The organism is Mesorhizobium subarcticum, assembly GCF_055456085.1.
Window position 1 is genome coordinate 6,333,381 of record NZ_CM144237.1, and the last position, 13,856, is coordinate 6,347,236.

A 13,856-nucleotide genomic window follows, 5' to 3' on the forward strand; every position below is an offset into this window, starting at 1 on the left:
GGACCGATAACATGACCATTGCAACTCCTATCCTGTTCGATTGCGACCCCGGCCACGACGACGCCATCGCGCTGGTCATGGCGCATCGTTCACCGGCCATCCAACTGCTCGGCGTCACGACGACCTGCGGCAACGCCGAGGTCGAGAAGACGACGGCCAATGCGCTGCGCATCCTCGAATATATCGGCGCAGGCGACGTGCCTGTGGCGCAAGGCTGTCACCGTCCGCTGGCGCGGCCGCTGGTGCTCGGCACCGCCGATGGTCCGAGCGGACTTGAGGGGTCACCCTATTTGCCGCAGGCCACAATCAAGCCGGTCGACCAGCACGCGGTTGATTTCCTTGCCGACAAACTGCGCGCTTCAGCCGAGCCGATCCTGGTCGTCGCCACCGGCCCGCTGACCAATATCGGCCTGATGATCCTCAAGCACCGCGACGTGCTGCCCAAGATCAAGGAACTGATCTGGATGGGCGGCGTGTTCTACCGCAAGAGCGAGATCATCACGCCGACGGAGTTCAATGCTTTCTGCGATCCGGAAGCGCTGAAGATCGTGCTGGACAGCGGTGTGCCGATCCTGATGGTTGGCCTTGATGTCACCATGCAGGTGCTGATCGAGGCGCCGCAATATGCCGAACTCGCCACCATCGACACGCCGCTTGGCAAGCTCGTCAATGACTGGCTGCTGTTCTACGAGAAGCTGCATCGCAACTCGATGGGCGTCGGCGGTGCCATGCATGATCCGCTGGCATTGGCGCTGGCCATCGACCCGACGCTGGTGCGCACGCGCCCGGCCCATATCGGCGTCGATTTGTCCGGCACCTATGCGTTCGGTGCGACGGTCGCCGATTTCTGGAGCGAGCGCGGCGAAAAGGACAATGCCCGCATCGCCCACGAGGTCGACGCGGATCGTTTCTTCAAGCTGATGTTCGACCTGCTGCGGGACTAGACCCGCTCGGGGATATTCCCTTGCTTCAGCATGACCCGGTGCCGACAACCGGGTCAGACAATCTTTGGGCGTGCCATCGCAGATGGTCATCCATGAATGTCGAAATGAAGAAATACGAGTGGTCGTAGCCGTCCTGCATGCGCAGTGTCAGAGGGATGCCGGCCTTGGCGCAGGCCGCATCCAGAAGCCAGGGCCTCAGCCCATCCTTGAGAAATCCGTCCGACGTCCCCTGATCGACGAAAAGCTCGGGGAAACGGTGGCCATCCTCGATGAGCAAGGTGGCATCGTAGCCTCGCCATGCGGTCTCGTCCGTGCCGAGATATTTTTCGAAGGCCGGGCGCGACCAGCCGGCAGTGCTCGGCTGCACGATCGGCGCGAAGGCCGAGCAGCTTTTGAAGCGATCGGGATTCTTGAGCGCGATCGTCAGTGCGCCATGCCCGCCCATCGAGTGGCCGAAGATCGCCTGGCGCGTCATGTCGGCTGGAAATTCCCGGGCGATCAACGCCGGTAATTCCTCGGTGACATAGCAATACATGCAGTAGTTCGTGGCGTAGGGCGTTTGCGTGGCATCGACGTAAAAGCCGGCGCCGCCGCCAAACTGCCAATTGTCCTTCTCATCGGGAATATCAGCGCCGCGCGGGCTGGTGTCGGGGCAGACGATGATCAGGCCAAGCTCGGCGGCCATACGCCTGTACTCACCCTTGTCCATGACATTGGCATGGGTGCAGGTAAGACCAGAGAGATACCACACGACGGGGCAAGGTTTTTCACGGGCCTGCGGCGGCACGAAGACGGCAAAAATCATGTCGCAGGCGCAGGCATCCGAAGCATGGGAGTACACGCCCTGCACCCCACCGTGCGACTTGGCGGAGGAGATGGTCTTCGTCTGGTCCGACATGTATTTCTTCTCCGCCATTGGCAAACGTCATTGTCGGCCGCCTGTCTACGGCATCGATCGGGACCACGGCAACCCGGATGGATTGGACCATGTTTCCCAGACTCCTTTGCCGACCGAAGAGTGGCTCGGGTTGCGGCAGAAATGCTCATTTTTGGGATCGCGACCGGTCATCCAGGGCCGGGTTGAACCAGCGACCAAGCGCTTCCGCCAATCCATCAGTCTTCTCGCCGGCCCAGGCAATGCAGGCATCGGGACGGATCAGCATCGAGGGTCCCTCCTCGACGGCGACGCAACGTATCCTGCGCGTACGGGCCGCAACGAGCCTGGAAGCCTTGCCATCACTTGTAGCGTCGAGAAGAACACCCATGCCATCCTGCATGAGATCGTAGAGCGAGACGTTCGCATCGCCATGTCGGACCGGCCTGTCGCCAATCAGCCGCCCGACATCGTCGCGCTCCGAGCCGAGGTCGTAACGGATGGAAAGGCCGCTCATGATCTCGCCGATGAACCGGTTGACGTCGTCGAACTGCATGAGATTGGCGACGATGTCGCGGATCGCACCCGCTTGCGGATCAGGCCGCATGATGGCCATCTGGGCAAGCGTGTTGGCCAGGACGGCTTCGGCGACGGGCCGCCGCTCGGCCGTGTAGGTGTCGAGCAGACGGTCGGGCATCTCGCCGCGAATGACGGCGGCGAGCTTCCAGCCGAGATTCGCGGCATCCACAAGCCCGAGGCCCAGGCCTTGACCGCCGAACGGCGTATGGACATGTGCCGCGTCACCGGCAATCAGCACCCTGCCTCGGCGGCAGCTGTCGGCGAGCCGCGTATTGTCGGTCCACCGGCTGCCGCTTTCGAGCGCCCTCACGCTGACATCCGCTCCGCTGACACGGCGCAGGACGGCTTCGATTTCCTCGCCCGTGACCGGCGCCTGCCGGTCTTCAGGCGGACCGCTGAAGTCCAGCATCACCAATCGGCCGGGAAACGGTCCGTAGGAGAACACGCCACCTGATGTGCGATGCCAACCACTGGGCAGCAGGCGTTCGGGATGGTCGATCTCGGCGACCGCCTGGTACATCGTCATTGTCGGCGCCGTTCCGGGGAAAGCAAAGCCCGCCATCTTGCGGATGGAGCTGCGCCCGCCGTCGCAGCCAACGAGGTAGCTGCAGCGTATCTGGCTGGCGCCCGCCGGAGAAACCCATTCCACGTCCACCGCGTCTTCCTGTTGGACGACGTTCGTCACATCACACTCACGACGCAGTTCGATGCCCAGAGAGCACGCGCGGTCGGCCAGCATGGCTTCCACGGCCTGCTGATCCACAGGGCGGGCACGCCGTTCCGGCTCTTTCTGCGCGTCCTTTCGGATAAGGGACAATCCAGCGAAATGGCCCGTGAATTTCGACCCTCGACCACGCACGTCGGGGCCGCCGGCCTGCTCGGTAAATTGCTTGATTGCCGCGAAGGTGCGTGCCTCCGCCGCGGCAATAGAGGCAGCCATCCCGCGACGCTGCAACGCTTCGCTTCCTAGCGGCCCGATGCCCATTGCTTTGCTGGCCGTGCTTGCCGCGGCCAGACGCTCCAGCATGAGAACGCGCGCACCGGCCAAAGTCAGTTCGATGGCCGTCAGCAGCCCGACAGGTCCGGCTCCAACCACCACAACATCAATGCGATTTTTCATATACTTAATCCCAATATGTACTCAGTATATGATTTTCACACGCGTGATGGAATGTCAATGAAAATGTGTACTCAGTACACAAACATGCCACCGACAGGACACCGAAAGCAGTGATCGCCTTGGTGACGAATTCGATCGAACTGAAAAAACAAGAGATAGATGACGAGCAGTTCGGGAACGCCACGTACTCGTACCCGTCGACCAGCAGCGACAGGGGAAATATCCTTGCCCGTCACACCACGATCGGCACCGACGCGCCATCCATGTTGATGACGACACCGGTCACGTAGCTTGCATTCGCGGAACAGAAGAAGGCGACGACCGATGCGATTTCGGCGGGATCGGCCAGTCTGCCGATGGGTATGGCGTCCGTCGCCTGGCGCAGGGCTTCCTGCTCGCTGATCCCCTGGCTTGCCGCAACCGCTTTCATGCCTTCACTCACCCGGCCTGTTTGGGTGAGGCCGGGATTGAGCCCGATGATGCGCACGCCGCGAGCGGCATAGGCGTTTGCCAGACCGACCGTCGCCAGCATCAGCGCCGCGTTGGCGGCGCCTCCGGGCAGATGGACCGGCGAGGCGACCTTGCCGCCGTTGCCGATGATGTTAACGATCACGCCCGAGCCGCGGTCCGCCATCTTCTTGACCACCGGATCGATGACGTTGATGTAGGGGAAATACTTGTCGTCCATCGCGGCCCGCCAGGCTTGCGGGCTGAGCTCCTGTACCGGCGTGCGCTTTGCCGCACCGGCGCTGTTGACAAGGATGTCGATCGGACCGACGTCCCGCAAAACCTTCTCCACAGCCTCTTTCGCGTCATCGCCCAATCTCAGATCGACCGCGATCCCAACGGCACCGGGAAGCACCGAAAGGGCGGCATCGATGTTGGATTGCGACCGGGAGCAGATGACGACCCTTGCGCCTTCGGCTGCGAGCAACTTTGCGCAAGCAAGCCCTATGCCTTTGGAGCCGCCCGACACCTTGCGATCTTGTCTTCAAGGCCGAGGTCCATGCGCAGTCCTTCCTGACAGATACGGCCACCTATCAATCCTGGCGCCGTGATCGGCTTCTTTGCTCATTGCTTGATGAAGTCGCCCGTATAGATCTGACCGGCAAGTGTGTAGGTTCCGGCCAACGTCCGGTCGGACAACGTCGTAAAACTGATGTCGGCGCCATTCGGCAGACGCTGGAGCTTCAACGTCGTCCCTGAAATCCTTCCCGTGCCGGCGGCCTCTCCCGGATTGTTGTCGCCCAGCTTTCCCCAGGCGACGGTGACCGTCACATTGCCGTTCGCAGAAATCGTCTGGACGGCGACTTCCGCGTCATACATCCCCTGCAATCGCCCAGCCCACATGCCCGAAAAGGCCGCGTATTTCTTTGGGACGCCCGGTGCGGGGGGAGTGATGGTCACGGATTGATCCATGATTGCCGAACCAGGAGCAACGGCGGCCGGAGCCAGGCCAGGTTGAGGAGGAACGGTAGCGGGATCCGACGCAGGTTCGGTGGGTGGCGGTTCCGCGGGTGCCGACTGGCACGCGACCAAGGCAATCGCCGCAAAGCCCAGCATCATGTTCCGCATCGAATTCTCCACATCAAAACTGTCGGCCGGGCGCAAACCATTGCACGTCATTCTACGCTACCGTCCGATGCCATGTGTATAGCGCTTTAATCCGTGCCCGGCTGCGTTTCAGCGGGGAATGTGATGCCGCGGCGCGGACTGGTCCGTCAACTGGTCTTGCAGGTCGACCGAAATGCGCTATCCAAAGGCTTCCAGAGAGCCTGACGCAGCCGACGAGAACGGGAACCACGTCTTGACCGAGTTCCTCATTTTCTTCTTCAAATCTCGTGGATGGGAGCGGCGGCGGTGGAGCACCTCCCCCGCCGCTTTGGCTCATTGAGCCGAGAGAGCCTGGGCCGCCGTCTCGATGATCTTGGCCACGGCCTTGGGCTGCGACACGTAGACCGCATGGCTGGCAGCGACCTCGGTGATTTGCGACTTGGCGCGATCCGCCATCAATTTCTGGACACGTGGCGGGATCATCTTGTCGTTGGTGGTCAACAGATACCAGGACGGCTTTGCCCGCCAGGCCGGGTCGCTCACCTTGCCGGCCGCGCCTTCAAGGCCGAAAGGCACCCGCGAGGCGTTCATGAATCCGGCGAGTTGATTGCTGACGTCGCCTGCAAAAGACGTGTGGAACTTCGCCTCGTCGAGGAACAGGAAGCCGTCCACGGGCGGCAGGATCGGCGGCACCGGGTCTTGTTTTCTCGGGGTTGGCCAAGCATGTCTATGATCGACTGATCCTTGTCTGGAGCGAAGGCCGCGATGTAGACGAGGCCCGCAACGTTGGCGTCCGTGCCGGCTTCGCTGATGACGGCACCGCCATAGCTGTGGCCGACCAACACGACCTTGCGCAGCGCTTCCCCAGGGAATTGAGCGATTGCCGCCTGGTGGTGATGAGCAAGGCGAGAGAGAACCAATTCTTGCGCGGCAAATGACGTCCTGGCTTATACCGGGCTGCGCCCGATCCGCCACTGATAGGGTGGTGGTGTGCCGTTGACTGCGTAGTCGCCTACGATGCGGTCCTTGTAGATGCGCGGGTTGTGCGAAGACAGGGTGCGAGCGTTGCGCCAATGGCGATCGAGGCCGATCGGCTTCCTGGTCGAGGACGCGCCCAGCGCATCGAAGATGATCGTCGACGCTTCAAGAACCAGATTCGTGACGACCGTCACCGCTTGCGATGTCTCGAGTTCAGCGACAGCGTTGGCCTTTTCCTCGGCATCGGCATCGCCGGCAAAGTGTGCCTGATAGGCGCGATCGATGGCTTGCGCGACCTGCAAGACAATGGCGCCTGCCGCATAAGCGTTGCTGCGAATACGGCCGACGACCTGAAGCACTTGCGGATCCTGGCTTGAGCGCGGGCTGGCGGCATTGGAATAGGAGCGATTGCGCGCGGCAACAGCGGCGGCGGTCTCGTTGGCTATCGCCCGGCCGATACCGGCGAGGGTGGCAAGATGCACCAGCTGGTAGAAGGCGGCGCCATAGCGGAACTTGTCGTCGTCGACGACGACATCGCCGGGGTCGACCGTGGCATCGGTAAAGATCGTGGTGCCGCTGGCCGTCAGCGTCTGGCCAAAACCGTCCCAGTCGTCGACGACATTGACGCCCGGATCGTCGCGGCGCACCTGCAAGACGATGCCTTCCCCGTCGAGCCCCGTCGCACCGACATCGATCCAGTCGGCGAACAGCGAACCGGTGGTGTAGTATTTGGTGCCATTGAGCACCAGCCTGTCATCCTTGTTCGAGATGCGCGTCGAGAAGACGTCCTGTTTGGCATCGCCGATCTCGGTCCAGGCATTGCCGGCGATCTCGCCGCGGGCAATGCGCTCCGCCCAGCGCTTGCGGCTCTCGCCTGATGTCTTGTTGACGACATCTTCGACAAAGCCAAAATGGCCGCGCAGCGCCTGGGTGATATTGGAGTTTGCCGCCGACAGCTCGATCAGGATGTTGGCCAGTTCAGGCAGCGTCGCGCCAAGGCCACCTTCGGCTTCAGACAAGCGCAGCGCCCCCAGGCCCGCCTGCTTCAACTTCGCAATCTCTTCTGCCGGCAGTTCGCGGCCAAGCTCCCGCTCGACCGCACCAGCGGCGATCTCAGCAAATATCGGCCGGAACCGTTCTGCCAGTGTCTCATAGCGTGCGCTGGGGCCTGCGCCCCAAGCGGTATCGATCTGTGTCATTTTGCATTGTCCTGAAATTGGCTGTCCCACCCGGTGCGGGTGAGGCGGTCAGTGTGGTTTGGCGACATGGGCACCGCCCAGGTAGAAGTCCTGGACATCCTCACGGGCTCGCAGTTCCTCTGCCGTTCCCGACAGAACAACGCGGCCATTTTCGAGGATGTAGCCGTAATCGGCGTAGCGAAGCGCGAGATTGGCGTTCTGCTCGGCAAGCAGGAAGCTGACGCCTTGCTCACGGTTCAGAATGCGGATGATCTCGAAGATTTCCTGCACGATGATCGGCGCGAGACCCATGGACGGCTCGTCCAGCAGTACGAGGCTCGGCTTGGTCATCAGCGCGCGGCCAATGGCCACCATCTGCTGTTCGCCCCCGGAAGTCAGGCCGGCCTTCACCTTGCGCTTCTCCTTGAGGCGCGGAAACCATGTGTAGATCCGTTCGATGTCGTGCTGCAGGTCTGCCCTGCTCGGCTTGCGGACGAAGCCGCCGGAGAGGATATTTTCTTCGACCGTCAATTGCGCGAAGCAATGACGGCCCTCCAGCACCTGCACGACACCTTTGGCGACGAGCCTGGAAGCCGAAAGGCCGCTGACCGGCTCGCCCTGCCACAGGATGTTGCCGCGACTGACCTTGCCGCGCTCTGGTCCAAGCAGATTGGAAACCGCCTTCAGCGTTGTGGTCTTGCCCGCGCCATTGGCGCCGAGCAGGGCAACGATCTTGCCCTGTTCGACCTTGAGCGACACGTCGCGCACCGCCAGGATCGCCTGACCATAGAGCGCTTCCATATTCTGGATCTCGAGGAAGCTTTTTGCTGCGATGGTCATGTGTCGATCCTGTCCGTGCGGGTAGGCGTCAGTTCGTTGCAACGCGGGGCTCGATGCCCTTTTCCTTGGCGTAGGCGGCTGCCTTTGCCTTGATGACGTCGGCAAACAGCGAGGCGTCGGCCTTGATCCAGTCGGTCCTTGTGTCCCAGGACTGACCGTTCCACTGGATGATCTTGGCGGCGATGGTTTCGCCCTTGTGGTTGTCGATCGAGGTTTTCAGCGGGCTGATGAGCCCTTCCGCGCCAAGCTCGGCGATCCGCTTCTGATCGATGTCGAGGTTTTCGAGCGCCCACTGACCTTCGGCGGCGGTCAATGGCCTGTTGCCGAATTTCTTATGGCCGGTGCGCAGCGCCTCGACGAAGGTGATGGCTTCGATCACGCCGTAATTGTAGTAAACCGTGCCGAACTTCGAATTGTCCTTCAGGTCGGACTTGCCCTTGTCGAGGATGTCAGCCTTCAGCGTCTTCAAGATGCCGTAGTTGGTGCCCGGCGAGAAGACGGAGACGGCGAGGTAACCGTTGGCGGCAGCGCCCGCCGGACGGGCATCGTCTTCCGAACCGCTCCAGATATCGCCGATAATGCGATTGGCCGGGAAGCCGACGCGAGCCGCGGTCTTGATCGCCACCGGCGTCATCACGCCCCAGCCGCGCAGGAAGACCCAGTCGGCGTTTGCACGGCGGATCTGCTGCCACTGTGTTTGCTGCTGTTCGCCGGGATGCGGAACCGGGATCTGGATGTCTTCGAAGCCATATTTCTTGGAGAGGATGCCGAGCGGCTCGATCGTGTCGCGGCCATAGCCGCTATCGTGATAGAGCGTCGCGATCTTCAGCCCCTTGAGCTTGTCATAGCCGCCCGCCTGCTGGGCGATGTAGTCGACGATGATCTGGGCTTCGCTCCAATAGTCGAACACCAACGGATACTGGTAGGGAAACACGCGACCGTCGGTGGCGATGTTCTGGCCGCCGCCAGGGCTGACGATCGGGATCTTGTCGATGCGGGCCTTGTCGGTGAGCGCGACGTCGAGACCGCTCGAATGCGGATAGATCGCCGCCGTCAGCGCGCCGTTGTAGCCGTTCTTGTAGCGTTCGTAGCATTCGATGCCGCGCTCGATCGTGTAGGCCGTCTCGCATTCCTGGACCAGGATCTTGACGCCGTCGACGCCGCCCTCGACCTCATTGATGTAGCGGAGATAATCGATGTTGCCGGCGCCGAAGGGAATGAACGACGGAGCATAGGGTCCGGTGCGGTAGGTGAACAGCGGATAGAGCTGTTGGCCGGTGCCGTCTTCGGCGAAGGACGCGCTGCTCAGCAGCGTGACGGCCATCGCGGCAGCGGCCGCCAGCGACATGGTCTTGGTTAACAATGACATTGTGCAACCCTTGTTTGAGTGGTTTGGCGAAAGTGACGACCGATGCTTGGGAGGAGGCGAAACACCCGGCGCCGAGGTGTTTTGTCTGTCTGAATTCAACCGGATGATCGTGTTCGCGAGCGAAGGGCTTGCACGCCGCGCCTTCCCAGGCTCGACAATCCATCCGGTTCCTTGATCAGCAGCACGATGATGATCGTGCCGAAGATGATGTGCTGCAGGTTTGCCAACGCGCCCTGATCGCCGAGGAAAGAAAGATCGATGATCAGCGACAACCGGTCGAGCAGGATCGGCGTCAGCACGATGAAGGCGGCACCGAGAAAGTTGCCGAAGATGGTTGCGACGCCGCCGATGATGACGATGAACAGGATCTGGAACGATTTATCGAGATTGAACGCATGCGCATCCGAGGTGCCAAGATATCCGAAGGCCCAGAGCGCGCCGGCGATGCCAAGGAAAAACGAACTTATGCCGAAGGACAGCAGCTTGCGGCGCGCAACGCGGATGCCGATGACCGAGGCAGCGACATCCATGTCGCGGATCGCTATCCATTCGCGGCCGACACGGCTTTTGACGATGGCGAAGGCCAGCGCGATCAGCAGCACCGTGGTCGCGATCACCAGATAGTAGCGGCCGGTGGCCGACTGGAGGTCGTAGTCGAGGATCTGCAGTCGAGGCGCCGAGATGGTCAGCGACTGGCTGTCATTCGAAAACCAGCTGAAATTGGTGAACAGCCATTCAAAGAAGAACTGGGCACCCAGCGTCGAAGCGCCGAGATAGAAGCCCTTGATGCGCAGCGACGGCAGCCCGAAGATGACGCCGGCAGCAGCCGCGATCAGGCCGGCAAGGATCAGGACGACCGGCAGCGGCAAGAACGGCGCGCGCAGCAGCAAATTGTAGGTCGAGAAGGCGCCGATCGACATGAAGGCAGCCGAACCGATCGACACCAGCCCGGTATAGCCCATCAGCAGGTTCAGCCCGATGCCGGCAAGCCCCATGATCACCGTCGGGATGATGATCGAGCTCAGCCAGTAATCGTCGGCAAGGGCCGGCACCGCGAAGGCGGCGACCAGGCCAGCGACGACGGCGATGGTGCCAACGCTAAAGGCAGGCCGGCGGAGCGGCTTGGTCGAGGCGGATTCCTGCAACGTGGTCACGATCAGACCCTTTCGATTTCGCGATCGCCGAACAGGCCGGCCGGGCGGATCAGCAGGAAGCCGACAGCGAGGATGTAGGCAAACCAGGTGGAGACGCTGCCATTGACCAGCGGGCCGATATAGATGTCGGCCAACGCCTCGGTCGCGCCGACAAGCAGGCCGCCGGCGATGGCACCCGGAATGGAGGAGAAGCCGCCAATAATGAGCACCGGCAGCGCCTTGAGCGTCACCAGCGAGAGCGAATATTGCACGCCCTGGCGCGATCCCCAGACAAGGCCGGCAACCAGGGCCACGATGCCGGCGACGCTCCAGACGATGCGCCAGATGACAGGCAGGCGGATGCCGATTGACTGCGCCGCAAGCGTGTCGGAAGCCACCGCCCGAAGCGAGATGCCCATGCGTGTCTTGTTGAAAGCGATGGCCAGCGTGGCGACCAGCGTCAGCGCAATCAACGAGGCAATGATGTCGAACTGGCTGACATAGATGCCGCCGACCTGTACCGCGACATCGGGGATGCCGAGATCGAGCATGTGAACATCCATGCCCATCAGCAGTTGGGCAAAGCCCTCGATGACATAGCTCAATCCCAAAGTGGCCATGAACAGCGTCAACGGATCGCGGTTTCGCAGCGGCCGCAGCACCAGCCACTCGATCAGGATCGCCATCGCCACCATGACGAGCGATGTGACGATGAAGGCCAGGGCAAACGGCATGCCCTTCTCGATCAGGGTGACGAAGGTCAGCGCCGCAAACAGCAGCATCGCCCCTTGCGCGAAATTGAAGACCCCGGATGCCTTGTAGATGAGCACGAAGCCGATCGCGACAAGTGAGTACATCACTCCGGCAAACAGACCGCTGACCAATGTTTCAAGGAAATAGGACATGAGTTCCTCAGTGAACCGTGCCGAGATAGGCGGCTATCACGTCGGGATTCTTGCGCACCTCGTCGGGTGCTCCGTCGGCGAGCTTGCGGCCGTAATCGAGCACCACCACATGGCTGGCGAGGTTGAGCACGATGCCGACATCGTGCTCGATCAGCACCACGGTTGAGCCGAAGACGCGATTGACCTCGCGGATCACCCGGCTCATCTCCTCCTTCTCTTCCTGATTCATGCCGGCCATCGGTTCGTCGAGCAGCAGCAGCTTGGGGCCGGCGACCAATGCCCGGGCGAGATCGACGCGTTTCTGAAGACCGTAGGGAAGTGTCGAAACGATCTTTCCCGCATGGCGATCGAGCCCGAGGAACGACATGGTGCGCTCGGCGCGGGCAAGGAAGCCGTGGCGCTCGGCGCCGTCCCTGCCCAGCCGGAAGATGTTTTCAAAAAAGCTGGCGTTGCCATGACGAGAGAGACCAGCCAACACGTTTTCGCGCACCGACAGGCGGCGGAACAACGCATTGTGCTGGAAGGTCCGGCCGATGCCGAGATGGGCCGCCTTCTGCGGATGGATCGCCTCGAAGCGCAGCCCGTCGAAGACAATGTCGCCGGCGTCGGCGCGATAGACGCCATTGATGACGTTGAGAAGCGAACTCTTGCCGGCGCCATTCGGCCCGATCAAGGCGCAGATCTCACCCTTGGCGACGCTGAAGCTCAGCGCATTCAGCGCTCGTACGCCCTTGAAGGACAGCGACACGTCGTGGAGTTCCAGCAGGCCGCTCATCACGCATTCACGGATTTCAGGCGGGACGCCGAGGCACGGTCGGCTTCGCGACGCTTGACCGCCTCGATGTCACGGTAGCCGTCGGCGGGATGCGTCGCGGGAAGATAGGGCCCATGGCCGAACAGCTTTTCGCGCAACGTTCCGGGTTTGTAGGCGGTGGGATAGACGCCGCGCTTCTGCAATTCCGGCACCAGCAGATCGACGGCCGCCTCGAAGCTTTCGGGCGTCACCGCATAGGCGAGGTTGAAGCCGTCGACCCCGGTTTCATCGACCCATTCCTGCAGGATGTCGGCGATGGTGCCGGGCGAGCCGACGAAGACCGGCCCGACGCCGCCGATGCCGCCCCATTTCGCCAGCTCCTCGACGGTCCAGGCCTTGTCCTTGCCGGCAAAGTGCTCGACCATCGAAACGATGGCGTTGGTCTCGACCTTCTTGAGCGCGTCGGTTGGCGCATACTGGCCGAAATCGATGCCGGTCCAACCCGACATGAACACCAGCGAGCCATCGTAGGATGTATAGCTTTGGTATTCCTCGAGGCGCTTCTTCGCCTTCTCGTCGGTCTCATCGATAATCAGCGTGGTGAGATTGTAGATCAGAACATTGTTCGGATCTCGGCCCGCGGCGGCTGCTCTTTGGCGGATTTCGGAAACATAGGCCTTGAGCAGCGATTTGGTCGGCGCGCCGACGAAGACGCACTCGGCATGCGCAGCGGCGAAGGCCTTGCCCGGCCCCGAGGCGCCCGCCTGATAGAGAACCGGAGTGCGCTGCGGCGATGGCTCCGACAGATGGTAGCCAGGCACTTCAAAGAACTTGCCCTTGTGGCCGATCTCGTGGACCTTGCTGGGGTCGGTGAAGATGCCACGGACCGGATCACGCAGCACCGCGCCCTCTTCCCAACTGCCTTCGAACAGCTTGTAGAGCACCTCGACATATTCGGCCGCGACCTCGTAACGGTTGTCATGGCTTTTCAGGCCGGTCTGGCCGACATTCTTGGCGCCACTTTCGAGATACGACGTGACGATGTTCCAGCCCACGCGCCCCTTGGTATGGTGGTCGGCGGTCGAAAGCCGGCGGGCGAATGTGTAGGGATGTTCGAACGAGGTCGAGGCGGTAATGCCGATGCCGAGATGCTCGGTGGCAAGGGCGATCGGCGCTGCCAATTGCAAGGGATCATTGACCGGAATCTGCGCCGCTTGCTCGATGGCGTGGTAGTTCGAGCCCTTGTAGACGTCGTAGTAGCCGATGACGTCGGCGATGAATATGCCGTCGAAAATACCGCGCTCGAGCGTTCGAGCCAGATCCTGCCAGTAGTCCAGGTCCTTGTATTTCCAAGACTTGTCGCGCGGATGCTTCCACAGGCCAGGAGATTGGTGGCTAACGCAATTCATGTCGAAAGCGTTGAAGCGAATATGCCGACCCATCCGTCACTCCTTTGATAGCCCTGTCGGGCGACTGCGGGAGGAAACTACCGACAGGGTGGCTGTCGACGAAGGCAGAATATAATGTCTATGGATTATATAGAGAATTATTATTTCGCCCTTGGCGCGGATCGTGGTTTTTCCCCGAAGCACGGCTTGGAACACTGTAAGAGGGTGACCATGGCAAAG

The 13,856-nt window shown here is 61.6% G+C and carries 14 protein-coding genes; 1 reads left to right on the top strand and 13 read right to left on the bottom strand.

Annotated elements, in window-relative coordinates; all coding sequences use genetic code 11:
- Window positions 1–11: 11 nt before the first annotated feature.
- Entirely contained in the window at window positions 12–944 is a 933-nt protein-coding gene (locus ACZYHG_RS30995; protein WP_464611831.1) for a nucleoside hydrolase, read from the top strand.
- 25 nt (window positions 945–969) lie between these two features.
- On the opposite strand, the gene fghA is transcribed toward ACZYHG_RS30995, so the two are convergent.
- The 13 genes from fghA to ACZYHG_RS31060 form a co-directional block, all read right to left on the bottom strand.
- Window positions 970–1,842: an S-formylglutathione hydrolase gene (fghA, locus tag ACZYHG_RS31000; protein ID WP_464611832.1), complete on the bottom strand. Its 873-nt coding sequence runs from the start codon at window positions 1,840–1,842 to the stop codon at window positions 970–972.
- A 145-nt stretch (window positions 1,843–1,987) separates the two neighbouring features.
- Window positions 1,988–3,517 (bottom strand): FAD-dependent oxidoreductase, encoded by a 1,530-nt coding sequence (locus ACZYHG_RS31005; RefSeq protein WP_464611833.1) that lies wholly within the window; start codon window positions 3,515–3,517, stop codon window positions 1,988–1,990.
- Window positions 3,518–3,749: 232 nt separating this feature from the next.
- A complete protein-coding gene (locus tag ACZYHG_RS31010; protein ID WP_464611834.1) occupies window positions 3,750–4,451 on the bottom strand; it encodes an SDR family oxidoreductase in 702 nt (233 codons plus the stop codon).
- A 137-nt stretch (window positions 4,452–4,588) separates the two neighbouring features.
- Window positions 4,589–5,092: a hypothetical protein gene (locus tag ACZYHG_RS31015; RefSeq protein ID WP_464611835.1), complete on the bottom strand. Its 504-nt coding sequence runs from the start codon at window positions 5,090–5,092 to the stop codon at window positions 4,589–4,591.
- Between the two features lie 312 nt (window positions 5,093–5,404).
- Window positions 5,405–5,764, bottom strand: a complete 360-nt coding sequence (locus ACZYHG_RS31020; RefSeq protein WP_464611836.1) for an alpha/beta hydrolase — start codon at window positions 5,762–5,764, stop codon at window positions 5,405–5,407.
- Window positions 5,659–5,916, bottom strand: a complete 258-nt coding sequence (locus ACZYHG_RS31025; RefSeq protein ID WP_464611837.1) for an alpha/beta hydrolase — start codon at window positions 5,914–5,916, stop codon at window positions 5,659–5,661. Before ACZYHG_RS31025 ends, ACZYHG_RS31020 begins: the two co-directional genes overlap by 106 nt.
- A 102-nt stretch (window positions 5,917–6,018) precedes the next feature.
- Window positions 6,019–7,248 (bottom strand): acyl-CoA dehydrogenase family protein, encoded by a 1,230-nt coding sequence (locus tag ACZYHG_RS31030; protein WP_464611838.1) that lies wholly within the window; start codon window positions 7,246–7,248, stop codon window positions 6,019–6,021.
- A 48-nt stretch (window positions 7,249–7,296) separates the two neighbouring features.
- On the bottom strand, window positions 7,297–8,067 hold the full coding sequence (locus ACZYHG_RS31035; RefSeq protein ID WP_464611839.1) for an ABC transporter ATP-binding protein: 771 nt from the start codon (window positions 8,065–8,067) through the stop codon (window positions 7,297–7,299).
- 28 nt (window positions 8,068–8,095) lie between these two features.
- Window positions 8,096–9,436 carry an ABC transporter substrate-binding protein gene (locus tag ACZYHG_RS31040; protein WP_464611840.1) on the bottom strand — a complete coding sequence of 447 codons (1,341 nt, stop codon included), beginning with the start codon at window positions 9,434–9,436 and terminating at the stop codon, window positions 8,096–8,098.
- A 95-nt stretch (window positions 9,437–9,531) separates the two neighbouring features.
- The gene (locus ACZYHG_RS31045) at window positions 9,532–10,581 is read right to left on the bottom strand and encodes a branched-chain amino acid ABC transporter permease (protein WP_464614831.1); all 1,050 of its coding nucleotides are present in this window, start codon (window positions 10,579–10,581) and stop codon (window positions 9,532–9,534) included.
- Window positions 10,582–10,592: 11 nt separating this feature from the next.
- On the bottom strand, window positions 10,593–11,474 hold the full coding sequence (locus ACZYHG_RS31050) for a branched-chain amino acid ABC transporter permease (protein ID WP_464611841.1): 882 nt from the start codon (window positions 11,472–11,474) through the stop codon (window positions 10,593–10,595).
- Window positions 11,475–11,481: 7 nt separating this feature from the next.
- Complete coding sequence (locus tag ACZYHG_RS31055) at window positions 11,482–12,249, bottom strand: ABC transporter ATP-binding protein (protein WP_027059616.1); 768 nt, start codon at window positions 12,247–12,249, stop codon at window positions 11,482–11,484.
- Window positions 12,249–13,670, bottom strand: coding sequence for an LLM class flavin-dependent oxidoreductase (locus ACZYHG_RS31060; RefSeq protein WP_464611842.1), 1,422 nt, complete (start codon window positions 13,668–13,670; stop codon window positions 12,249–12,251). The genes ACZYHG_RS31055 and ACZYHG_RS31060 overlap by 1 nt, the downstream gene beginning before the upstream one ends.
- Window positions 13,671–13,856 lie beyond the last annotated feature (186 nt).

What these genes read in the sequence shown, in the direction of transcription:
- ACZYHG_RS31050 (WP_464611841.1), bottom strand. Translation starts at nt 11,474, where the DNA reads ATGTCCTATTTCCTTGAAACATTGGTCAGCGGTCTGTTTGCCGGAGTG.
- ACZYHG_RS31055 (WP_027059616.1), bottom strand. Translation starts at nt 12,249, where the DNA reads ATGAGCGGCCTGCTGGAACTCCACGACGTGTCGCTGTCCTTCAAGGGC.
- ACZYHG_RS31035 (WP_464611839.1), bottom strand. Translation starts at nt 8,067, where the DNA reads ATGACCATCGCAGCAAAAAGCTTCCTCGAGATCCAGAATATGGAAGCG.
- ACZYHG_RS30995 (WP_464611831.1), top strand. Translation starts at nt 12, where the DNA reads ATGACCATTGCAACTCCTATCCTGTTCGATTGCGACCCCGGCCACGAC.
- ACZYHG_RS31015 (WP_464611835.1), bottom strand. Translation starts at nt 5,092, where the DNA reads ATGCGGAACATGATGCTGGGCTTTGCGGCGATTGCCTTGGTCGCGTGC.
- ACZYHG_RS31040 (WP_464611840.1), bottom strand. Translation starts at nt 9,436, where the DNA reads ATGTCATTGTTAACCAAGACCATGTCGCTGGCGGCCGCTGCCGCGATG.
- ACZYHG_RS31030 (WP_464611838.1), bottom strand. Translation starts at nt 7,248, where the DNA reads ATGACACAGATCGATACCGCTTGGGGCGCAGGCCCCAGCGCACGCTAT.
- ACZYHG_RS31005 (WP_464611833.1), bottom strand. Translation starts at nt 3,517, where the DNA reads ATGAAAAATCGCATTGATGTTGTGGTGGTTGGAGCCGGACCTGTCGGG.
- fghA (WP_464611832.1), bottom strand. Translation starts at nt 1,842, where the DNA reads ATGTCGGACCAGACGAAGACCATCTCCTCCGCCAAGTCGCACGGTGGG.
- ACZYHG_RS31060 (WP_464611842.1), bottom strand. Translation starts at nt 13,670, where the DNA reads ATGGGTCGGCATATTCGCTTCAACGCTTTCGACATGAATTGCGTTAGC.